21 protein-coding genes and 5 pseudogenes are annotated in these 19755 nt (G+C 47.7%); 11 read left to right on the top strand and 15 right to left on the bottom strand.

Annotated elements, in window-relative coordinates; all coding sequences use genetic code 11:
- Positions 1 to 54 precede the first annotated feature (54 nt).
- Positions 55 to 478: pseudogene (locus tag C7N83_RS05505) on the top strand (YidB family protein).
- Between the two features lie 83 nt (positions 479 to 561).
- Here C7N83_RS05505 and C7N83_RS05500 read toward each other — a convergent pair.
- On the bottom strand, positions 562 to 1146 hold the full coding sequence (locus C7N83_RS05500; protein WP_106741195.1) for a YqaA family protein: 585 nt from the start codon (positions 1144 to 1146) through the stop codon (positions 562 to 564).
- A 330-nt stretch (positions 1147 to 1476) separates the two neighbouring features.
- Here C7N83_RS05500 and hda point away from each other — a divergent pair, with 330 nt between their 5' ends.
- The 5 genes from hda (at position 1477) to kdsA (ending at position 4746) form a co-directional block, all read left to right on the top strand.
- Positions 1477 to 2145: a DnaA regulatory inactivator Hda gene (gene hda, locus C7N83_RS05495; RefSeq protein ID WP_106741194.1), complete on the top strand. Its 669-nt coding sequence runs from the start codon at positions 1477 to 1479 to the stop codon at positions 2143 to 2145.
- Complete coding sequence (locus tag C7N83_RS05490) at positions 2142 to 2810, top strand: histidinol-phosphatase (protein ID WP_106741192.1); 669 nt, start codon at positions 2142 to 2144, stop codon at positions 2808 to 2810. Before hda ends, C7N83_RS05490 begins: the two co-directional genes overlap by 4 nt.
- A 13-nt stretch (positions 2811 to 2823) precedes the next feature.
- Entirely contained in the window at positions 2824 to 3147 is a 324-nt protein-coding gene (gene cutA / locus C7N83_RS05485; protein ID WP_106741190.1) for a divalent-cation tolerance protein CutA, read from the top strand.
- A gap of 80 nt (positions 3148 to 3227) precedes the next feature.
- Positions 3228 to 3611, top strand: coding sequence for an aspartate 1-decarboxylase (gene panD, locus C7N83_RS05480; RefSeq protein ID WP_106741188.1), 384 nt, complete (start codon positions 3228 to 3230; stop codon positions 3609 to 3611).
- A gap of 292 nt (positions 3612 to 3903) precedes the next feature.
- Positions 3904 to 4746 carry a 3-deoxy-8-phosphooctulonate synthase gene (kdsA, locus tag C7N83_RS05475; protein ID WP_106741186.1) on the top strand — a complete coding sequence of 281 codons (843 nt, stop codon included), beginning with the start codon at positions 3904 to 3906 and terminating at the stop codon, positions 4744 to 4746.
- A gap of 536 nt (positions 4747 to 5282) precedes the next feature.
- Here the strand turns inward: kdsA and C7N83_RS15185 are convergent.
- From C7N83_RS15185 to C7N83_RS05450, 6 genes and pseudogenes are all read right to left on the bottom strand, one after another.
- Positions 5283 to 5579 (bottom strand): annotated as a pseudogene (locus tag C7N83_RS15185) (PmbA/TldA family metallopeptidase); the annotation flags it as partial.
- A 501-nt stretch (positions 5580 to 6080) separates the two neighbouring features.
- On the bottom strand, positions 6081 to 6224 hold the full coding sequence (locus C7N83_RS14635) for a hypothetical protein (RefSeq protein WP_170064816.1): 144 nt from the start codon (positions 6222 to 6224) through the stop codon (positions 6081 to 6083).
- Between the two features lie 87 nt (positions 6225 to 6311).
- Positions 6312 to 6940, bottom strand: a pseudogene (locus C7N83_RS05465) (IS1595 family transposase).
- Between the two features lie 271 nt (positions 6941 to 7211).
- Positions 7212 to 8795, bottom strand: a complete 1584-nt coding sequence (locus tag C7N83_RS05460; protein ID WP_106741185.1) for a YdgA family protein — start codon at positions 8793 to 8795, stop codon at positions 7212 to 7214.
- Positions 8796 to 8895: 100 nt separating this feature from the next.
- Entirely contained in the window at positions 8896 to 9096 is a 201-nt protein-coding gene (locus C7N83_RS05455; protein WP_106741183.1) for a protein MIGRI, read from the bottom strand.
- A 427-nt stretch (positions 9097 to 9523) separates the two neighbouring features.
- On the bottom strand, positions 9524 to 9727 hold the full coding sequence (locus tag C7N83_RS05450) for a hypothetical protein (RefSeq protein ID WP_211296588.1): 204 nt from the start codon (positions 9725 to 9727) through the stop codon (positions 9524 to 9526).
- Positions 9728 to 10045: 318 nt separating this feature from the next.
- Here C7N83_RS05450 and metX point away from each other — a divergent pair, with 318 nt between their 5' ends.
- From metX to C7N83_RS05430, 3 genes and pseudogenes are all read left to right on the top strand, one after another.
- On the top strand, positions 10046 to 11185 hold the full coding sequence (gene metX, locus C7N83_RS05440) for a homoserine O-succinyltransferase MetX (protein WP_106741179.1): 1140 nt from the start codon (positions 10046 to 10048) through the stop codon (positions 11183 to 11185).
- Positions 11182 to 11763, top strand: coding sequence for a methionine biosynthesis protein MetW (gene metW, locus C7N83_RS05435; RefSeq protein WP_106741178.1), 582 nt, complete (start codon positions 11182 to 11184; stop codon positions 11761 to 11763). The genes metX and metW overlap by 4 nt, the downstream gene beginning before the upstream one ends.
- A 51-nt stretch (positions 11764 to 11814) precedes the next feature.
- Positions 11815 to 12460, top strand: a pseudogene (locus tag C7N83_RS05430) (IS1595 family transposase).
- A gap of 102 nt (positions 12461 to 12562) precedes the next feature.
- Here C7N83_RS05430 and C7N83_RS05425 read toward each other — a convergent pair.
- The 6 genes from C7N83_RS05425 to C7N83_RS15180 all read right to left on the bottom strand — a co-directional run bounded on the left by C7N83_RS05425 (position 12563) and on the right by C7N83_RS15180 (position 16363).
- Positions 12563 to 13042: an acyl-CoA thioesterase gene (locus C7N83_RS05425; RefSeq protein WP_106741176.1), complete on the bottom strand. Its 480-nt coding sequence runs from the start codon at positions 13040 to 13042 to the stop codon at positions 12563 to 12565.
- Positions 13043 to 13124: 82 nt separating this feature from the next.
- Positions 13125 to 13613, bottom strand: coding sequence for a CorA family divalent cation transporter (locus C7N83_RS16580; protein ID WP_281256741.1), 489 nt, complete (start codon positions 13611 to 13613; stop codon positions 13125 to 13127).
- Positions 13585 to 14028, bottom strand: a complete 444-nt coding sequence (locus C7N83_RS16575; protein WP_281256740.1) for a CorA family divalent cation transporter — start codon at positions 14026 to 14028, stop codon at positions 13585 to 13587. Before C7N83_RS16575 ends, C7N83_RS16580 begins: the two co-directional genes overlap by 29 nt.
- 34 nt (positions 14029 to 14062) lie before the next feature.
- Positions 14063 to 14209 carry a hypothetical protein gene (locus C7N83_RS15825; RefSeq protein WP_245911138.1) on the bottom strand — a complete coding sequence of 49 codons (147 nt, stop codon included), beginning with the start codon at positions 14207 to 14209 and terminating at the stop codon, positions 14063 to 14065.
- 80 nt (positions 14210 to 14289) lie between these two features.
- Positions 14290 to 16098: a translational GTPase TypA gene (gene typA, locus C7N83_RS05415; RefSeq protein ID WP_106741175.1), complete on the bottom strand. Its 1809-nt coding sequence runs from the start codon at positions 16096 to 16098 to the stop codon at positions 14290 to 14292.
- Between the two features lie 58 nt (positions 16099 to 16156).
- Positions 16157 to 16363, bottom strand: coding sequence for a hypothetical protein (locus C7N83_RS15180; RefSeq protein WP_106741173.1), 207 nt, complete (start codon positions 16361 to 16363; stop codon positions 16157 to 16159).
- Between the two features lie 174 nt (positions 16364 to 16537).
- Here C7N83_RS15180 and bfr (C7N83_RS05405) point away from each other — a divergent pair, with 174 nt between their 5' ends.
- Both bfr (C7N83_RS05405) and bfr (C7N83_RS05400) read left to right on the top strand, forming a co-directional pair.
- Complete coding sequence (bfr, locus tag C7N83_RS05405) at positions 16538 to 17002, top strand: bacterioferritin (protein ID WP_106741172.1); 465 nt, start codon at positions 16538 to 16540, stop codon at positions 17000 to 17002.
- Positions 17003 to 17021: 19 nt separating this feature from the next.
- Positions 17022 to 17495 (top strand): bacterioferritin, encoded by a 474-nt coding sequence (bfr, locus tag C7N83_RS05400; protein ID WP_106741208.1) that lies wholly within the window; start codon positions 17022 to 17024, stop codon positions 17493 to 17495.
- Between the two features lie 402 nt (positions 17496 to 17897).
- Here bfr (C7N83_RS05400) and fumC read toward each other — a convergent pair whose 3' ends face one another.
- Positions 17898 to 19286: a class II fumarate hydratase gene (gene fumC / locus C7N83_RS05395; protein WP_106741170.1), complete on the bottom strand. Its 1389-nt coding sequence runs from the start codon at positions 19284 to 19286 to the stop codon at positions 17898 to 17900.
- Positions 19287 to 19477: 191 nt separating this feature from the next.
- Positions 19478 to 19755 (bottom strand): annotated as a pseudogene (locus C7N83_RS14630) (IS1595 family transposase); the annotation flags it as partial.

The raw sequence follows: 19755 nt of genomic DNA, 5'->3' as shown, positions 1-19755 counted from the left end.
GTGTTGCTAGACTCAAGCCGTTTCGCAATAATACATAATATAAAGGATAAATCATTGCTTTATATAGATAATTTGTTGAACGTGACCCATCCAAGCCCTGAACAACAATAACAACGGTTCCGCCCAAAATCCGGTGGTTGATATGGCGGTAGATTTGGTGCGGCAGCAAGGCGGTGTGGGCAATTTGATTAACCGATTGCAACAAGGTGGTTTGGGCGACGCGCTGGGTAGCTGGGTTTCCGTTTCCCAAGACAATGCGCCGGTATCGGGCAACAAATTACAAAAAGCCTTAGGCAGCGGTGTCGTCAGCCAAGTCGCTCAAAAATTCGGCATCGACAGCCGGCAAGCCAGCGATTTGTTGGCACAAATTTTGCCGAACTTGGTTGACGGCGCCACGCCCAACGGCAATCCGCAAGAGGCTGACGGTTTTGGCTTGGACGATATCGCTTCATTGGTGTTGAAAAACTTCATCAAATAAGCCATCCGTCAAAAGACCCGGACAATGAATATCCAACTTTTTGTTAATGCACAGGCCGTCTGAACGCTCAGACGGCCTGTGCATTAATGGGTAAAACTGTACACCGCATATCCGATGACAGCCAGAGCCACCGTACCCCAGCCCAGCATTTCAATATAATGGCGGATTTTATCGGCGTATTTCTCACCACCCCAAGCCGATAATCTGGCGACAAAGAAGAAACGGGTAAAGCGCGAAACCGCCGCCGACAACACAAACGGTAAAAAAGCCATGTTCATTACGCCTGCGCAAATGGTGAATACCTTAAACGGAATCGGCGAAAACCCTGCCAAAAACACCACGACCACCCCCCAAGTCTCAAACCAAAGTTGCGCCTGATCGAATTTCGTCTGCAATCCCCAGTTTTGAATGTAGCCTGACACCCAATCGAATGCAAAATAACCGACGGCATAACCGATCATCCCGCCCAAAACCGATGCCAAAGTGGTGTAAACAGCAAAACGCAAAGCTTTTTTCGGCTCGGCCATCGACATCGGGATCAGCATCACATCCGGAGGAACAGGGAAGAAAATGGCTTCGATAAAGCTGACAAAACTCAACCAGAATGGTGCAAAGCGGTGTTTCGACCACTGCAGCGTTTTGTCGTAAACGGTTTCAAAAATTTTCATTAAAGGGCTTTCAAACAAAAACAGCGGTATATGCACAATGTGCCCATCTAAATCAGCGAGCCATTTTAAACCAAATGCAGGCTTAGACAAGTATTTTTTGCTTAAGTTTTCGGGTGGGGAACTCAGATTTGAGTACCGTTTAAAGCGCCGGTGTAGTATTGTAGAATGTGCAGACCCATCATGGTAATAGGGCGGATATTTGAGAAGCACGGCGCGTAGAAATATGTCGGAAATAGGAATTTTGAGCAGTTTCAGGCTGTCTGAAACCTTGATACAAGCCCTTAAAACAACGTAAAATAAACCGATTCCCATACAGACCGGAATATATCCGTGAACCAGCTCATTTTCGATTTTGCCGCACACGACTACCCCAGCTTCGATAAATTTCTCGGCACTGAAAATGCTGAGCTGGTGTACGTTTTGCGTTATAAACACGGCCAGTTTATCTACGTTTGGGGCGGACAGGGTGCAGGCAAAAGCCATTTGTTGCAGGCATGGATTGCCCAAGCGCTTGAAGCCGGTAAGAATGCCGTCTATATTGATGCTGCCGTCAACCCCTTAACTGAAAATGCACTTGATGCCGATTATCTGGCCATCGACCAAGTCGAGCAGCTTAACAATGAAGAACAAACCCTGCTTTTCGCCATTTTCAACCGTTTCCGCAACAGCGGCAGAGGTTTTCTGCTGCTTGGTTCTGAATACACGCCGCAGCAATTGGTGATTCGCGAAGATTTGCGCACCCGCATGGCTTATTGTTTGGTTTATGAAGTAAAGCCGTTGACTGACAGGGAAAAAATCGATGCCTTGGTGAGCATGGCCGCCGCACGCCAAGTTACCATCGACACTGAAATCTTCGAATATCTCTTAAACCATTGGCGGCGCGATATGGACAGTCTCATGCAAATGCTCGACACGCTTGACCATTATGCCGTGATGATGGGCAAACGCATCACTCTGCCGCTTTTGCGCCAACTTTTAAAACAGCAGGAAACAGAATGAAAAATCTCGCCATCTTCGATCTCGACAACACTTTAATCAATACCGACTCCGACCACACATGGCCGCAATACCTGATGAAAAAAGGCTTGGTCGATGTCGCATACACCGAAGAGCAAAACGAAAAATTTTACCAAGATTACCGCAACGGCTGCCTGAATATCGACGAATTTCTCAAATTTCATCTTGCCCCGCTGAAAGAATACGGTATGGAACAATTGGCCGAGATGCATCGCGAATTTATGGCCGAATTCATCACACCGCACATTACCCCCATGCAGCGTATGCTGGTCGACAGCCACAAAAATGCCGGCGATGAATTATTGGTGATTTCATCCACCAACGAATTCATCATCACACCGATTTGTCACGCATTCGGTATTGGAAACGTTATCGGCACCCGGCTAGAAATCGGTTCAGACGGCCGCTACACCGGTAATTACTACGGCACCCCGAGTCTGAAAGAAGGCAAAATTACCCGTCTGAACGAATGGTTGGCCGCGCGTGGCGAAACTTTAGACAGCTACGAAAAAGTCTATTTTTACAGCGATTCCAAAAACGACTTGCCGCTGTTGCGCCATGTGAACGAACCGGTAGCGGTCAATCCCGATGCCGAACTGTTGGCCGAAGCGCAGGAAAAAGGCTGGCCGGTGTTGAATTTTAAATAAGAGGCCGTCTGAAATGCCGACATTCAAGCCCGTCATCATTACCACCACGACAGCGACGCGCGAAGAAGCCGAAAAAATCGCTTTGGCATTGTTGCAAAACCAAATCGCCGCCTGCGTACAATATGAAACAGTTACCAGCCATTACGTGTGGCAGGATGAAGTGTGTCGTGATGAAGAAATCCGCATGGTGATTAAATCTTCGCGCTGCCATTACAAAGCAGTGGAAAAGCTGATTTTGGCGTACCACAGCTATGATTGTCCGCAGATTCTGATGCAGCCGGTATCGCGCGGATTATCGGCGTATTTGCGCTGGATGAAGGCGCAAATGGGGTTATAATAGCAGTTTATTTTTCAGACGGCCTTCAGATATCGGGCCGTCTGAAATGCTGCAACCCGAATTGATTAAGAAAGAAACCCATGTTCCGTATCATGCTTGGCGGCAAGATTCACCGTGCCATCATTACCGAAGCCGATTTGAACTATGTCGGCAGCATCACCGTTGACCAAGATTTGTTGGATGCCGCCGGTATCTGCGTCAATGAAAAAGTGGCAATTGTCAACAATAACAATGGCGAGCGCTTCGAAACCTACACCATTTCCGGCGAGCGTGGCAGCGGTGTGGTGTGTCTCAATGGTGCGGCGGCGCGCTTGGTACAAAAGGGTGATATTGTGATTATCATGTCGTATGTGATGCTGTCCGAACCGGAAGTGTCGAACCATGAGCCGAAAGTAGTGTTGGTGGACGAACACAATAAAATCCGCGATGTTATTTCGTATGAGCCGCCGCATACTGTATTGTAAAAAAGACAGGCCGTCTGAAGCGGTTCCGATTTTCAGACGGCCTTTAGTTTTATCAACTTTTAAAACAGCGATACGATAACCTTTATTCCTGCGAAGCAGGAATCCGGAACGTTGCGGTTTTGCCAGCTTCAAATCAATTTGAAGAGTGTGGGTCTGGATTTACATCCTTACAGGGATGACAGTCGGGCTGTTCCGGCTTTAATTTCAGATTCTTCAAAATCCCAAGTGTTCCCCATTTCGCCATTCTCACTCCGGCCTGATTTTTCAGACGGCCTTAAAAAAGGATTCAGCCATGAATGTTCAAATTAACCAAATCCGGGTCGGCAACGATTTACCGTTTACCCTGTTTGGCGGCATCAACGTCTTGGAAGACTTGGATACCACACTCAAAGCCTGCGAACACTATGTCAAAATAACCGATAAATTGGGTATTCCGTATGTTTTCAAAGCATCGTTTGACAAGGCCAACCGTTCGTCGATTCATTCCTTCCGCGGGGTAGGTTTGGACGAAGGCATAAAAATTTTCGAAGCAGTGAAGCGAGAATTTGATGTGCCGGTGGTTACTGATGTGCATGAGCCCTACCAATGTCAGCCGGTGGCAGAAGTGTGCGATGTGATTCAATTGCCTGCATTTTTGGCACGCCAAACCGATTTGGTGGTGGCGATGGCGAAAACCGGCAATGTCATCAACATCAAAAAACCGCAATTCTTAAGCCCCTCACAGATGAAAAACATCATCGAAAAATTCAAAGAAGCCGGCAACAACCAATTGATTTTATGCGAACGCGGCAGCAATTTCGGCTACGATAACCTGGTGGTCGATATGCTCGGTTTTGGTGTAATGAAGAAAACCTGCGGGCAAACGCCGGTTATTTTTGATGTGACCCACTCGCTGCAAACCCGTGATTCAGGTGCGGCAGCTTCCGGAGGCCGCCGTTCGCAAGTGGTTGATTTGGCTTTGGCCGGTATGGCGGTTTGTTTGGCGGGTTTGTTTTTGGAATCACACGAAAATCCTGACCAAGCCCGTTGCGACGGCCCGAGCGCGTTGCCGCTGGCGCAATTGGAAGATTTCTTGGTGCGCGTAAAAGCGATTGATGAAACGGTGAAATCATTTTCACCGTTGTTGATTGATTAAGTTTTTGTGTGAACATAAAAAACGAGCCCCTTGCAAATCCCCAAATTTGAGTACAGCTCAAAATTAGAGCAGCGCAGAAAGTGCAGACATCACAAAGATGGACAAGCATTCGAGCAGCATAACGAAGAAATGTGCTAAAGATAGGGATTTTACAAAGGTTTCAGGCCATCTGAAAACATGAGTGTTTCAGATGGCCTTTTTGATTTAAAACTTAATGATGATTAACTGTCATATCTTTTTCACCACTACACCGACAAGCTGCTGCCGCGCATGAGGAATACTGCCCCGCCTTCGTCATTAATCTGAATTTCGGCATCGTGATGACCGGGATAATCGACAAAGATATTGCCTGCATTCAAAATACCAGCGTGCATTCTTTTTTCTGCTTCGGCACTGTTGCTGATAATGGCTGCCAAGCCATCAGGGTGTTTTTCATTGCCTAAGCGTATCCAGAGGATGCAGTTGAGGTCGTCTAAATAATCGATTTGCTTACCATAGGCGTGTTGGCCGCGCAGACAGAGCAGTTTGTCAGTGCGGTCGGGATCGCCGATTTCGGTGGCCATCAATGCTTTATCTGCCAAGCCGGCGCAATCGTCTTCGGCGGTGTATTTGGCAATATCGATGGCGGCTTGAACTGTATCCTGCAGGGCTTGTGGCGAAAAATCGGCGGTGCTGGCGCGGCCTTTGCGTTGGCCGACGTAAACCGTGATGTCCAACGATTTGTCTTGCTGGAATTCGATTTGTTCGATTTCGTTCAGGCGCACGCTCACGCCTTGGCCGATTGATTCGCTGAAATCGGCTTCGGCAGCCGTAGCGCCCAATTTCTGCGCCAGTGATGCTGCTGCGGAAAGATGTTTGGCCGAATTCGCGCCTTCAACACCATAATAATCGCCATAAAACACACACAGCAGGCCGAATTCGCGCAGTAGGATAATGCCGTATGCAATCGGTTCGAACCAGTCTTCCACGGCGGATTGCAGCGATTGAACGCGCTGGGTGTCGTGGTTATCGGCAAAGGTCACGGTGGACGTCGGGATATATTCGACGTTACGGCTGAGGAAGGTGAAATGCGTCCGGCTTTCAATTTCATATGGTTTGGAAATTGGCTGTTGGCGGTTGTCCGGAGCCATTTTCAATACGCTGAAGGTCTCTTTTTCATCGCCGCCCGTTTTGTGATTCAAGACTACATCGGTAATCGGGCGGATGCCTGTTTCTTTTAAGATGGCAATGGCGTGCAGGTATTCGTCTTTGGTGGTACCGTATTTTTTAGTGCATACCGCGCCTTTTTAATCAAATTCGCCTAGGTCGTAAAGGCACATATGCCATAGCCGGCATCATTGGTACCGGTGGCTTTGCAGGCCGGCGGAAGCCATACTTTGCTGATGCCGGGGTCGGCCGTCTTCGGTCAAGCGTTGCCAGTGTTTGCCGTCGTCGGGCAAATACCATGCGAAATATTGCATGATGGTTTGATTTTTCATGGCCGCAACCTTTGATTGGAGATTTTGTTTATCTGCTATTTTTTTAAAAAAACAAGGGGTTGATGTAGATTAACCCTAAACATCCCCTCATTTCCGCAACATTTCAAGCTGCCCGGACGGTGTGCCGAAGTCAAAGCCGGAACCCGCATCCTTTCAAGGACAGCGGGAAAGATTTACGGCCAACCCCATTGTATTTGCGCAAGACGCACTTCGCCCGGTCCCAACAATTTCCAATGCCGCCGATAGGGTTTTGACGGTCTGCAAAAAGCTGTGAACGGTTGATGCGCTGATGCCTGAACCTGCCCCGCATCAAGCACGCCACAGCCCCTGTCACTACCGGTATAAACAATGCCGTCAGGTGTTGTTTGCTGTTTGATAACCGGAAATAAGGCATCCTTCCCGTTATCCCCCCACAACGGCGGTACCAACCTTTCCCTGCCGCTTTAAGGTGCCGGATACAGCCGCTTTCCCTGCTGCCACACGGCCGCGTTTACCCTTACGCCGACCGCCGAAATAACCCCCGTCCGGCCCGGTAAGGCCTCTGAAAACCCCGCCGGCTTCCTGCGCCAAATGACAGGCAGCCGCTTGGCGGGTTTTGCGGTAGGACAAATAGCCCAACCGGGTTGGATACCCAGAATATCAGCGGCTGCACGGGCGGTAGCTTCCGGTACGAAAAACCGGAGGAGTTTTCTTTGGGCATCTTTGTGAATTTGCAATGGTTATCTTTATTTTTGCCGTCTGACATGACTGCCAATCTGCTACATAACAGCTTCTTGAATGTAGCAGCAATCTTTGCTAACTGCCAAACTTATTTTTCGAATACCCGGCCGGAAGCATGGTTCAATATTTTTAAAACGGATGCTGATGGTTGACAGATTGATTTTTGATAAGAATCTGAGCAAGATAAAATCATACAAAAGGCCGTCTGAAAGGAAAAGGGATCAATTTGCCTTTCAGGCGGACCCATAGATGGACGGAAATGATTGATTATACGGCAGATGCAGCTGAAGCGGCGTGTTCTCCAAATGCTTCATCGGACAACATCTCGCTTTCGTCAAATGCTGCTTCCGGTTCGGTTTCCAAGACTTTACCGTTGAGTTTGAGCTCGCTGTTTTGCAGGCGAAAATGCGTTTTCACATGGTTGTCCTGCAAGGTCAGGTATTGGTCGCGCGACATGTTTCGAATGGTGCTGTCGACCATTAAGCGCAAGGTTTCGTTGATGTCGTCGATGGTGGCACGTCCGGCGGCTTCGTCTTCAGGATTCACGCTGAAAATGCTGCGCGCTTGATTGACTGCCATTTGTTCCAGCAATTTTTTCGGCACTTGCAGATTGAAGTCGGCTTCGGTTTTTTTCAGCATATCCGGCAGGTTATCCAAATCTTTTGGTGTCAGTCCTTTAAATGCCAAAGTGCCGGAAGCATCCACATTACCTTGAGGCATGGTAAATTTGAATGTTTTAACGTTTAATACCGGATTTTGGGTAAACAAGCCCGAAGCATCGGTTTTGGCCGTCTGAATCAATTCGTTTTGAATTTGCGCTTCGCTCATTTCTTTATCGGCGATTTGCGCCAATTTGCTTTTGAGCGCCAATAAGCCTTGTGCATCGAGATGCTCGGCGGCGACATTGATGTCGAGCGGGCCGTATCGGTCTTTGCCGTAAATGAGGGTGTCGAATTTGAAACGCCCTTCGCTGTTGATGAAGTTATCCACTTCGTTGGTTTGGGTTTCAAATTTGAACTTGGCGACTTCAATGGTTGAAGGCGCAATCGTCCCGGTCGGATTGATAAATGCGCCGATTTGCAAATTGGTGATCAAGTTAACCAATTCGTTTAATTTGACATTGTAATCAATGCCTTCTTTCCACTGCAGCAGGAAATTATCCGCCATAATGCTGCTTTTTCCCAAAGAAAGCCTGTTGAGGCCGTCTGAAATTTCGGATTGGAAGCGCAGATTTTCTAGGGAAATATCGCCTTTGTCGGCCAATTTGACTTGCAGCGAAGGTGCAGCGTAATCGTGCGCATAACCGATAAAGTTGTTTTGATAATCGGTTTGGCCGTTCAAACCCTTCCAAGTAAGTTTGATGCCGGATAATTCTTCGTAATCGAATTCGGGAATGCTGAGCTTCATCACGCCGTTACCGTTGAAGTAAACGGTGTTGGTCATCCTCACGGGTGGTTTGTCGCCGAAGAAACGTGCCAAAACTTTGGCGGCTTCGGGACGGTATTGGAATTCTGTTTCAACCTGCGCGCGCGTGCCGAAACCGCCGGCAAAAGGGCCGTGGGTAATGTGGTTGATCACGGTAATCGGCTCTTTTAAAACGGTTTTCAGATTATCAGGCAGATATTTCTGCGTGTTTTGCAGCAAAGTTGGCTTCAGGCGGATGACGGTGGTTTCGGTGGAAGTGAACCAACCGCGCGCGTATTCATGCGACTCAACGGTTAGAAAGCCGGATTCTTGTAATAGTTTTTGCTGTGAAGTCAGGTTTTTTTCTGCTTGAATGCCAAGATAGTAAGGGGTGCCGAGTGCTGCAGCAATCACAAATGCAGCGGTCGGAATAAGAAACTTTTTCATTGTTTCAGACAATCGGTTTGACAGATTTAAAGCGCAAAGCATAGCATTTTTTAGTGGATTTGTCTCGGGAAACGGCTTTTCAGACAGCCTTTTATATTAATTAATAACCGTTCGGAATATGCTTGAAATAAAGCATAATCAAATACCAAATCAGCGTCGCCACCGATGCGCCCGCCAAGACTCGGGCACTGATTTGCGCCACTTCGCGTAAGGCACGTTTTTGCTTGCGGCTGAACAGTCGGTTGATAATCAGAGTAATGAGGGCAAAAAAGAAAAAGATTCGGAGCAGGCGGCCTATCATGGGAGCGGTTCTGTAGTGTTTAAAGAAGGCCGTCTGAAAATCCGCTTCAGCCGGCTTGAATATCGGGCAAACATTTCCTGGTAAGATGGCAAACAATTTATCGGATGTATTTGAGCCTGATTGACCCGGTTTTTAACAGTCGGATTTTATCTGCGGCATGCATTTGCCCGGACGGCGACAGAGCGTTTTTGTTTTGGAAATGCATGGGCACATGAAATGCTGCCGGGCTGCTGCTGCCGGTTGCCGGTACCAAAACAATTTTGAGAGGGTTGTGGATTTCCAGTGGTGAAACGACTGCGGATGGCCGCGTTTGTTCATTTCGCCTCAAGCGGTCAGGTCGGCGAAACAAGGTAAATACCGCCGCGCGTTACCACATACATTCCGCTACGCCTGTATTTTCGAACCGCGCCTTTTTGATTGCATTTTCCTAGGTCATAAAGGCGTATATGCCATAGCCGGCATCATTGGTACCGGTGGCCGCTTTCAGGCCGGCGGAAGCCATACTTTGCTGATGCCGAGGCCGGCCGTCTTCGGTCAAGCGTTGCCAGTGTTTGCCGTCGTCGGACAAATACCATGCGAAATACTGCATGTTTTCATGGCTGCAACCTTTGATTGGAGATGTTGCGGCCATGCGGTTTTATTCTCGCCTTCGGCGGTCAAAGCGGCAGCCGCTTCTGCCCAGACCGAACGCATAGCAGGGTAGCATAAAAAAATGCTGTCTTTCTCCAATAATGTGGTTGGGCAATCTGCTGCATCTCTGCGACCAAGCAGTGTTTTAGGGAAAATTACCCTTGTAAAGACCCATTCTGCAGATGGAATGTTATGACAATTTAAGTTGGGCGTCTACCAATGATAATGCGGGCTGAGTTTCAGATGGCCTTTTGTTGGGAATGTGATTTATGACGTATTTTGAGTATAATGGATTTTTTGCTTCACCCTTGGAATAATCATGAGTAAAAATGGCTCGGTGGGTATTGTGACACCCCGAAAAATTGCATTTGAAACGACGTTGGCGCTGGCAAACGGCCAGACTTTGCCGCATTTTGATTTGATGATTGAGACCTATGGCGAATTGAATGCAGAAAAAAACAATGCAGTATTGATTTGCCATGCTTTATCGGGCAATCACCATGTCGCCGGTTACCATACGGCGGAAGATAAATACCCAGGTTGGTGGGACAGCATGGTCGGCCCGGGCAAACCGATTGATACCGGACGTTTTTTTGTGGTCGGTTTGAACAACCTGGGCGGCTGTCACGGCAGCACGGGGCCTTTGTCGGAAAATCCTTTGACTGGTAAGGATTACGGTGCCGATTTTCCGGTGGTAACGGTGAAAGATTGGGTGAAATCTCAAGCGATGCTGGCGGATGTGCTGGGTATCGGACGATGGGCGGCGATTGTCGGCGGCAGTTTGGGCGGTATGCAGGCTTTGCAATGGACGATTGATTTTCCCGAGCGTGTGCGCCATGCATTGGTGATTGCTTCTGCACCAAAACTTTCTACCCAAAACATTGCGTTTAACGATGTTGCCCGCCAAGCTATTTTAACCGATCCTGATTTTAACCAAGGGCATTACGCGCGTGAACAGAAGATACCGACCCGCGGCCTGCGCATTGCCCGCATGATGGGGCATATTACCTATTTGGCGGAAGAAGGCCTGGGTAAGAAATTCGGGCGCGAATTGCATTCGGACGGCTATCAATACGGTTACGGTGTGGAATTTGAGGTGGAATCGTATCTGCGTTATCAGGGCGATAAGTTTGCCGGCCGCTTTGATGCCAACACTTATTTATTGATGACCAAAGCCTTGGATTATTTTGATCCGGCGGTGGATTACAATAATAATCTCAGCAAAGCCCTGCAAAACGTGCAGGCCAAGTTTTTTGTGGCGAGTTTCAGCACCGACTGGCGTTTTGCACCGGAACGCTCGAAAGAATTGGTCAAAGCTCTGATTGCCGCACGAAAATCGGTGCAGTATATCGAAGTGCAGTCCAACCACGGTCATGATGCTTTTTTAATGGAAGACAATGCCTATCTCCGCGCCGTTGCGGTTTATATGGACAATGTTGCGAAGGAGATTAAATCATGAATTTACGCGATGATTTACAATTAATTTATGATTGGATTCCAGAAGGCAGCCGTGTGTTAGATTTGGGTTGCGGTGATGGCGAACTGCTGGCGGCTTTGGTGTCGCACAAAAATTGCACCGGATACGGCATTGAAATCGATACTGACAGTCTTATCGCGGCCATGGGGCGTGGCGTGAATGTGATTCAGGCTGATTTGGAACGCGGCTTGGAAGAGTTTGGCGACAATTCATTTGATGTGATTGTGTTGAGCCAAACAATTCAGGCCATGCAAAATACCGAATTGATTTTACAAAGTTTGATGCGCGTATCGAAGCAGGCGGTGGTCAGCTTTCCGAATTTCGGCTATTGGCGCAACCGTATGCAAATCGCTTTGGGCGGTCATATGCCCGTATCGGAACACATGCCGTATCATTGGTACGATACGCCGAATATCCATTGGTGTACGCTGAAGGATTTTGATTTGCTGTGTGCGAAAAACAAAATCCGCGTGCAGGAGCGTGCAGTGATGACTGGCAGCAGGCAGGTGAAATATTTTCCGAATTTGTTGGGTAGTTTGGCGTTTTACCGCGTGGGCTGATATAAATATAAGGGGCTGTATTGGATTGGCAGTTATGTTACTCATTCGAAAATGAAGATAACATACTGTAAATTATCTAAAAAAGTACAAAAGAAACAACTTAGGTTTTTGTACCCGGAGTTACTGCCCGTCCGGCTGCCGGTTTATTGGATATCCACCCCAATGCAGCAGCGTTGTTTACCGTAAAACCCGTCAGGTTGTTGCCTGCCATTTAACGCTTCAAGCAGATAAAGTTTTTGATGGTTCCGTCGGGCTGGATGGGCGGTATTCCGGCGTTCAGTGTAAAGGCAAACGGGATCGCGAAAGCAGCGGGTAAAGCCGCTCCGTATCCGGTATTTTGAAACGGCAGGGTAAGGTTTATTACCGTTGTTGCAGAAAACACCGGGAAAGGTACGTCACTGCCTGTTATTAAACGGAAAACCATGTCTGACAGCATTGTTTGTACGGACGGTTATAAAAGCTGTGATGTGTTGGCTGTCAGTGGGTTTACTTGTCACCGAATCAATCGTTCAAGGCTTTTTGCAGGCCGTCAAAACCACATTGATGGTATTGAAAATTTCCGGAATCAGGTAAAGCTCATTCTACGGAAATAGAACGGAAACCTTTCCCTTTATTCCTGAAGGAATGTGAATTTCGTTTTAACTTTGGCGCACCAAAAGGGCAGCTTAAAGTCTTGCGGTTTTGGTGTGGTATTTAAGGCTGAGCTAATACAGCCTCTATTTTTCAGACGGCCTTCAAAATCAGACCGTCTGAAAGTTTCAGACGGCCTTTTTTGATTGTGTTGGGCAAAAAACAGCAGTTAAGATTTGCAAGAAATTTTGCTGCTTTGCAGGCTCAGTTCTTTACGTTTTTTGGCTTTTTCCCAGCGGCAGCGTTGTAATTCGGTTTTGACTTCCAATTGCGGGACTGTCACGGTTTTGCCGTTTTCCATCGCCACCATGGTAAAATAGCAGCTGTTGGTGTGGCGGATTCTGCCGGTGCGGATGTCTTGCGCTTCGACGCGGATGCCGATTTCCATTGAGGTGCGGCCAGTGTAGTTGACGCTGGCGTAGAATGTTACCAATTCGCCGATGTGGATGGGCTCTTTAAACAATACGCGGTCGCAAGATAGGGTAACGCAATAGTGTCCGCTGTAACGGCTGGCACATGAGTAGGCAACTTGGTCGAGCAAGCGCAATAAATCACCACCGTGGACATTACCACTGAAGTTGGCGGTGTCGGGCATCATCAGTTCGGACATGATTAATTCGTGTGATGCCTGGCGTTGGGTATTTTCCATATTGATAACTCGCATTTATTATAGGGTGAATAATTATTATAGTGAATTAAAATATTTAATCCAATTTAATTTATAAATTTGGTTATAACCATTTTTTACGAAAGAAGAAAATCAGCAGGCCGATGATAATCGCCGCCATCAAACCGAGCATCGCATAATAGCCGTAATGCCAATGCAATTCGGGCATATTGTCGAAGTTCATGCCGTAAATGCCCGTGAGCACGGTTAAAGGCATAAACATAATAGTAATGACGGTCAAGACGCGCATTTGTTGGTTCATACGGTTGGATTGGAACGATAAATGCACATCCATCATGCTGACCACCATATCACGCGAGGCTTCCGGCATTTCGATTAATTGCGTGTTGTGGTCGTAAACATCGCGCAGATAGACAGTGGATTCGCCTTCAAAAATATCGTAATCACCGCGAAGGGTGAGCTGGTAAAACACGTCGCGCATGGGCAGCAGGGTACGCCGTAAACGCGCGGCATCGCGCTTGAGGTGGTGGATTCTGTTTAAAAGGGTGTCGCCGTTTTTGTCTTTAAAATAAGGCGTTGTCGATGGCTTCAACGCGGTTGTTGTAGTCTTCCAAAACGATGAAATAATCAGCGACAATCCGGTCAAGCAGACAATAAGCTAAAAAAGCAGTGTTTTTGTCTAAAACGCGGTTCGGATTATTGCCCATAATTTGGCGGAATTGGCTGAACAACCCCAGTGGTTTTTGCTGGAATGGCAATACAAAATCTTTGCCGATAACAAGATAAATCTGATTGGAATGCAGTTTGGTGCTGCTGTAATGATAGATTTGTGAGGCAATAAAGATAGTGGCCGTAATCTTCGATTTTGGGTCGTTGTTTGCGGCTGAGAATATCTTCATCACCAATTCGTGAATGCTGTAAGGTTCAAGCGCGTGCTTGAGCAGCTCTATATTGTTGATGCCGATAAAGTGTAGCCAATTGGTTTGGCCGGCTTGGGCAGGCAGCATGATTTCGGGAAGATTTTCGCCTTTGGCTAAATAATCATGTTGGACAAAGCTGTCGGTGGAATATTAAGGTTTGGTGAATGGCGGCTTTGGGTGCGTTTCTGGTGTTGCTGCGCGGTGCGGTTTGTTCGACATTGGTGATGGAATGTCCGCTGCCGGCGGCTTGGGCAGGGTTTTCAATCATGGTGTTTAAAAGTTAAAAAAGGCCGTCTGAAAACAGCATTATAGCTTTTCAGACGGCCTTTGTATCATCAATAAGCCGGATTAGTCTTTTTTGAAATGACGGCGGCGTTCCAATTCGCTCAGGTAACGTTTGCGCAGGCGGATGGATTGTGGTGTGATTTCAACCAATTCATCATCATCAATGAATTCAACCGCGCTTTCCAGTGTCAATTTAATCGGCGTGGTCAGGCGCACGGCTTCATCGGTACCGCTGGCACGCACGTTGGTCAGTTTTTTACCTTTCAACGGATTTACTACCAAGTCGTTTTCGCGGCTGTGGATACCGATAATCATGCCTTCGTAGATTTTATCGTTAGGCGAGATAAACATACGGCCGCGGTCTTCCAAGTTCCATAAGGCATAAGCCACGGCTTCACCTTGCTCTTGCGACACCAGCACGCCGTTATGACGGCCCGGCATATCCGGCTTCACCGGTGCGTAATCGTCGAATACGTGGCTCATCAGGCCGGTACCGCGGGTAAGGGTCATGAATTCGCCTTGGAAACCGATCAAGCCGCGTGCCGGAATATGGTATTCCAAGCGGGTGCGGCCGTTGCCGTCGCTTTCCATATTGGTCAGTTCGCCACGGCGGCGGCCAAGCTCTTCCATGACTGCGCCTTGGTTGTCGTCAGGTACGTCAACGGTAAGATTTTCGTAAGGCTCACATTTTTGGCTGTTGATTTCGCGGTAAACCACGCGCGGTTTGGCCACGGCCAATTCGTAACCTTCGCGACGCATGTTTTCCAGTAAAATGGTCAAGTGCAATTCGCCACGGCCGGATACGCGGAATACGTCGGCATCGGCTGTGTCTTCAACACGTAGGGCAACGTTGGTCAATAATTCTTTTTGCAGACGGTCGCGTATTTGGCGCGATGTCACGAATTTACCTTCGGTGCCGGCCAACGGGGAAGTGTTCACCATAAAGTCCATGGTCAGGGTTGGTTCGTCAACGCTGAGCATAGGCAGGCCTTTAGGATTGTCTTTGTCGGTAATGGTCAGGCCGATACCGATGTTTTCCAAGCCGGAAATAATTACGATTTCACCGGCTTCGGCTTCTTCCAACGGAATGCGCTCTAAGCCGCGGAAGCCCAGCAATTGGTTGATGCGGCCTTGCGCCACTTGTTCTTCGTGGTTCATCACGGTAACCACTTGACCCGGCTTGATGCGGCCGTTCAAAATGCGGCCGATACCTAAGCGGCCGGTGTAGTTGTCGTAGTCGAGCTGGGAAATTTGCAGTTGCAGGGTTTCGTCCGCACTGCCGCTTGGTGCGGGGGTGTGTTTCAAAATGGTGTCAAACAGCGGGCGCATGTCGGTATTGGAGTCTTCTTCGTTCAGGCGGGCAAAACCGTTCAAACCTGAAGCATAGATAATCGGGAAATCCAATTGCTCGTCGGTTGCACCTAAATTATCAAACAATTCGAATGTTTGGTCGATTACCCAGCTCGGTCGGGCGCTCGGTTTGTCGATTTTGTTGATCACAACAATCGGTTTCAAGCCCAAAGCCAATGCTTTTTTAGTCACAAAACGGGTTTGCGGCATAGGGCCTTCTTGAGCGTCAACCAGCAATACTACGCAATCGACCATGCCCAATACGCGTTCTACTTCTCCGCCAAAATCGGCATGTCCGGGGGTATCGACGATGTTGATGTGATGGCCTTCGTATTCGATGGCGGTATTTTTAGCCAAGATGGTGATGCCGCGTTCTTTTTCAATATCACCACTGTCCATCACGCGCTCATCAATCTGCTGGTTGTCGCGGAATGTGCCGGATTGGCGTAATAATTGGTCAACTAATGTGGTTTTGCCGTGGTCGACGTGTGCGATGATGGCAATATTGCGAATTTGTTTCATGGCTTGAACTGTGCCTTAATAAGTTTTTAAGATAACTTGGCATTATAGCACGATAAAATTAAAGTAAAGCCATTGGATTGGCACGGATATTTTTGGCGGTTGGTTGGGGGCTGTGTTGCAAGGAAATAGGCAAAAGCGGCTGAGCATAATTCATAATTAAATTTGATAGAGATTGTTGCTTTATTTGCTTTTGCTTATAGTTAAATAATGTAAATAATTCATTGAATCGTAAAAGATTCTTAATACCAATGGCAATAAAAAGCAATAAAAATCATACAATTGATTTTTTCAGACGGCCTTTTATACGTAAGATATTTTTGATAATTATTTGTATTTTAAATAGAAAAGTTGTATCGAAAGAAAATTTTCAATACAATGCGTCCCATTCTGAAACAAACACCATTTGCCCGAAGCGGCATTTCAAGAAAGAGGAAACACCATGCAAGGCAATCAAGCAGTAATTGATTATATGAACGAATTGTTGGCTGGCGAACTGGCTGCCCGCGATCAATATTTTATCCATTCGCGTCTGTATTCGGAATGGGGTTACACCAAATTGTTCGAACGTCTCAATCACGAAATGGAAGAAGAAACCCAGCATGCTGAAGACTTTATCCGTCGTATTCTGATGTTGGGCGGCACACCTGAAATGGTCCGCACCGACATGAACATCGGAACCGATGTGAAAAGCTGCCTGCAGGCAGATTTGAACACCGAATATGAAGTACGTGATGCGCTGAAAAAAGGCATCAAATTGTGTGAAGAAGTTCAAGACTATGTGACCCGTGACTTGATGATTCAGCAATTGAAAGACACCGAGGAAGATCACGCCCACTGGCTGGAACAACAATTGCGCCTGATTGAATTGATCGGCGAAAGCAATTATTACCAAAGTCAAATGTAATTGAACGAGGAGGCTAATGATGAAAGGCGACCGTTTAGTTATCCGCGAACTGAATAAAAACTTGGGCTTGCTTTTGGTAACCATCAATCAATACTTTTTACACGCCCGCATTTTAAAAAACTGGGGCTTTGAAGGATTGGGCAAACATTTCTACAAACAATCCATTATTGAAATGAAAGCAGCCGATGATTTGATTGAGCGTATTTTGTTTTTGGAAGGTTTACCGAATCTGCAAGAATTGGGCAAATTGCTGATTGGCGAAAGTCCCGAAGAAATCATCGCTTGCGATTTGAACAAAGAAAACGAAAAACACGAAGCTTTGGCCGCCGCCATCGCCTTGTGCGAAGAAAAACAAGATTACGTCAGTCGCGATTTGTTGGAAAAACAAAAAGATGGTAACGAAGAACAAATCGACTGGCTCGAAACCCAGCAGGAACTGATTGCCAAAATCGGTTTGGCAAACTACCTGCAAACCGGAGCGCAAGAGGACTAAAACACAAACCACTGCCATTCATAGCGGTTCTCTTGACCTACTCAACGGCATATCTGTGAAGGTATGCCGTTTTCTTATGGATTTTTTGTCAATAAATGGGTCAAAGCGTGAGATTTTTGTAAGATTTAACTCATCTCGGGCCGTCATTGTCAGGTCCCGGCACGATCATTCGGTCGTTCCGCCTGGTTAATGATATCCCTGATATTTAGGGTGTGTTCTCATTTCATCACGCGGCATCTTTTCGGCATAAAAACACGCCTACGGCGTTGAAAATGTGCGCAAGTGTCCAATGTTGCTGCACTTTTCGACTTGTATAGCGCTTTTTTGCTCGGAAATGTGCGACGCAGGTGAACGGCCTTTTTAATAGTTTGAATATGATTTAAACCAAAATTCAAGCAAGTTTTAACGCGGATGTACCATATCGGCAGGCACGACCAGCTCGTCAAATTCCTCGCCGCTTAATAAGCCCAATTCGATGGCGGTTTCACTCAGGGAACAGTCGTTTTTGTAAGCGGTTTTGGCCACTTTGGCAGCGTTTTCGTAGCCGATTTTTCGGTTTAAAGCGGTCACCAACATCAATGAATGGTGTAGGAAATAGTCGATTTTTTCCGGTACGGGTCTGATGCCGGCAGCGCAATGTTCGTTGAAGCTGTTGCAGGCATCGCCCAGCAGGCGGATGGATTGCAATAGGTTGTAGCCGATGACGGGCATGTATACGTTCAATTCGAAATTACCCGATGCGCCCGCCATGCCGATGGTGACATCGTTGCCGAATACTTGGCAGCAAACCATGGTCAGTGCTTCGCATTGGGTCGGGTTGACTTTGCCCGGCATGATGGATGAACCCGGTTCGTTTTCTGGAATTTTGATTTCGCCCAAACCGCAGCGGGGACCGGAAGCCAGCCAACGGATGTCGTTGGCGATTTTATTCAGGCTTGCGGCCAAGGTTTTCAATGCGCCCGAGGCGTAAACGGCAGCATCGCGTCCGGCCAAGGCTTCAAATTTATTCGGCGCGGTCACAAACGGCAAGCCGGATAATTCAGCGAGTTTGGCGGCAGATTTTTCGGCATATTCCGGATGGCTGTTCAAGCCTGTGCCGACGGCAGTGCCGCCCAAAGGCAATTCGTAAAGCCCCTGCAAAGCATCGTTCAAGCGGCTTAACCCGTGGTCAAGCTGGGAAACGTAACCGGAAAATTCCTGCCCTAAAGTCAGCGGCGTGGCGTCTTGCAGGTGGGTGCGGCCGATTTTGACAATCGGTTCAAACGCTTTGGCTTTGGCATCGAGCGTATCGCGCAGGGCTTGGACTGCCGGAATCAGCAGGCGGTTGATTTCGATGGCAGCGGCAACGTGAATCGCGGTCGGGAAGCTGTCATTGGTGGACTGGGCGTGGTTGACGTGATCGTTGGGGTGGACAGGCTGATACGCGGCCAAACCGCTGCCTGCGATTTCATTGGCACGGTTAGCGATGACTTCGTTCATGTTCATGTTGGACTGCGTGCCCGAGCCGGTTTGCCAAACCACCAGCGGAAATTGGTCGTCGAGTTTGCCATTCAGCACATCATCTGCTGCCTTCGTGATCAAGTCGCCTTGCTCTGTTTGGATGCGGCCTAAAGACACATTGGTTGCAGCAGCGGCTTTTTTCACCAAGGCCATAGCGTAGATTAAAGGCTGCGGCAAGGTTTCGCCGCCAATTTTGAAATTGTTGCGGCTGCGTTGGGTTTGCGCACCCCAGTAAGCTTCAGACGGCACTTCAACATCACCCATGGTGTCATGTTCGGTACGGGTAGTCATAATTTTTCCTGTCTCAATTTAAAATACGAACCATTCGCATAAATGATTATAGCCAGTCGTGAGAATTGTGAAAAGGCCGTCTGAAGATTTTAGATCACAGGTTTGTCGAAATATTTTTAAAATGCGTTCAGACAGCCTTTGATAGATGGATGGACTGAATCTAAATAAAAAAAACAAAGGGATGACGTAGATTAACTCCAAACACCACACCATTTCCGCAGCATTTCAAGCTGCCCGGACGGTGCGCCAAAGTCAAAACGGAACCCGCATTCTTTCAAGGACAGCGGGAAAGATTTACGCTCAATCCCCCTTGTATTTGCGCAAGACGTACCTAGCCCGGTTCCAACAATTTCCAATGCCGCCGATAGGGTTTTGACGGTCTGCAAAAAGCTGTGAACGGTTGATGCGCTGATGCGCGAACCTGCCCGCATCAAGCACGCCACAGCCCCTGTCACTACCGGCATAAACA

The sequence above is a fragment of the Neisseria iguanae genome (assembly GCF_003013245.1).
Classification (GTDB): Bacteria; Pseudomonadota; Gammaproteobacteria; order Burkholderiales; family Neisseriaceae; genus Neisseria; species Neisseria iguanae.
The sequence above is the reverse complement of the archived record's forward strand: the minus strand, read 5'-3'. Positions and strand labels throughout refer to the sequence as shown.

Coding starts and splice junctions, on each gene's coding strand:
- C7N83_RS05450 (WP_211296588.1), bottom strand. CDS start 9,727: ATGGCCGCAACATCTCCAATCAAAGGTTGCAGCCATGAAAACATGCAG.
- bfr (WP_106741208.1), top strand. CDS start 17,022: ATGAAAGGCGACCGTTTAGTTATCCGCGAACTGAATAAAAACTTGGGC.
- C7N83_RS05490 (WP_106741192.1), top strand. CDS start 2,142: ATGAAAAATCTCGCCATCTTCGATCTCGACAACACTTTAATCAATACC.
- kdsA (WP_106741186.1), top strand. CDS start 3,904: ATGAATGTTCAAATTAACCAAATCCGGGTCGGCAACGATTTACCGTTT.
- metX (WP_106741179.1), top strand. CDS start 10,046: ATGAGTAAAAATGGCTCGGTGGGTATTGTGACACCCCGAAAAATTGCA.
- C7N83_RS05460 (WP_106741185.1), bottom strand. CDS start 8,795: ATGAAAAAGTTTCTTATTCCGACCGCTGCATTTGTGATTGCTGCAGCA.
- C7N83_RS05500 (WP_106741195.1), bottom strand. CDS start 1,146: ATGAAAATTTTTGAAACCGTTTACGACAAAACGCTGCAGTGGTCGAAA.
- C7N83_RS05455 (WP_106741183.1), bottom strand. CDS start 9,096: ATGATAGGCCGCCTGCTCCGAATCTTTTTCTTTTTTGCCCTCATTACT.
- bfr (WP_106741172.1), top strand. CDS start 16,538: ATGCAAGGCAATCAAGCAGTAATTGATTATATGAACGAATTGTTGGCT.
- cutA (WP_106741190.1), top strand. CDS start 2,824: ATGCCGACATTCAAGCCCGTCATCATTACCACCACGACAGCGACGCGC.
- typA (WP_106741175.1), bottom strand. CDS start 16,098: ATGAAACAAATTCGCAATATTGCCATCATCGCACACGTCGACCACGGC.
- C7N83_RS14635 (WP_170064816.1), bottom strand. CDS start 6,224: ATGAAAAATCAAACCATCATGCAATATTTCGCATGGTATTTGCCCGAC.
- fumC (WP_106741170.1), bottom strand. CDS start 19,286: ATGACTACCCGTACCGAACATGACACCATGGGTGATGTTGAAGTGCCG.
- C7N83_RS16575 (WP_281256740.1), bottom strand. CDS start 14,028: ATGCTGCCTGCCCAAGCCGGCCAAACCAATTGGCTACACTTTATCGGC.
- panD (WP_106741188.1), top strand. CDS start 3,228: ATGTTCCGTATCATGCTTGGCGGCAAGATTCACCGTGCCATCATTACC.
- C7N83_RS05425 (WP_106741176.1), bottom strand. CDS start 13,042: ATGGAAAATACCCAACGCCAGGCATCACACGAATTAATCATGTCCGAA.
- metW (WP_106741178.1), top strand. CDS start 11,182: ATGAATTTACGCGATGATTTACAATTAATTTATGATTGGATTCCAGAA.
- C7N83_RS15825 (WP_245911138.1), bottom strand. CDS start 14,209: ATGATTGAAAACCCTGCCCAAGCCGCCGGCAGCGGACATTCCATCACC.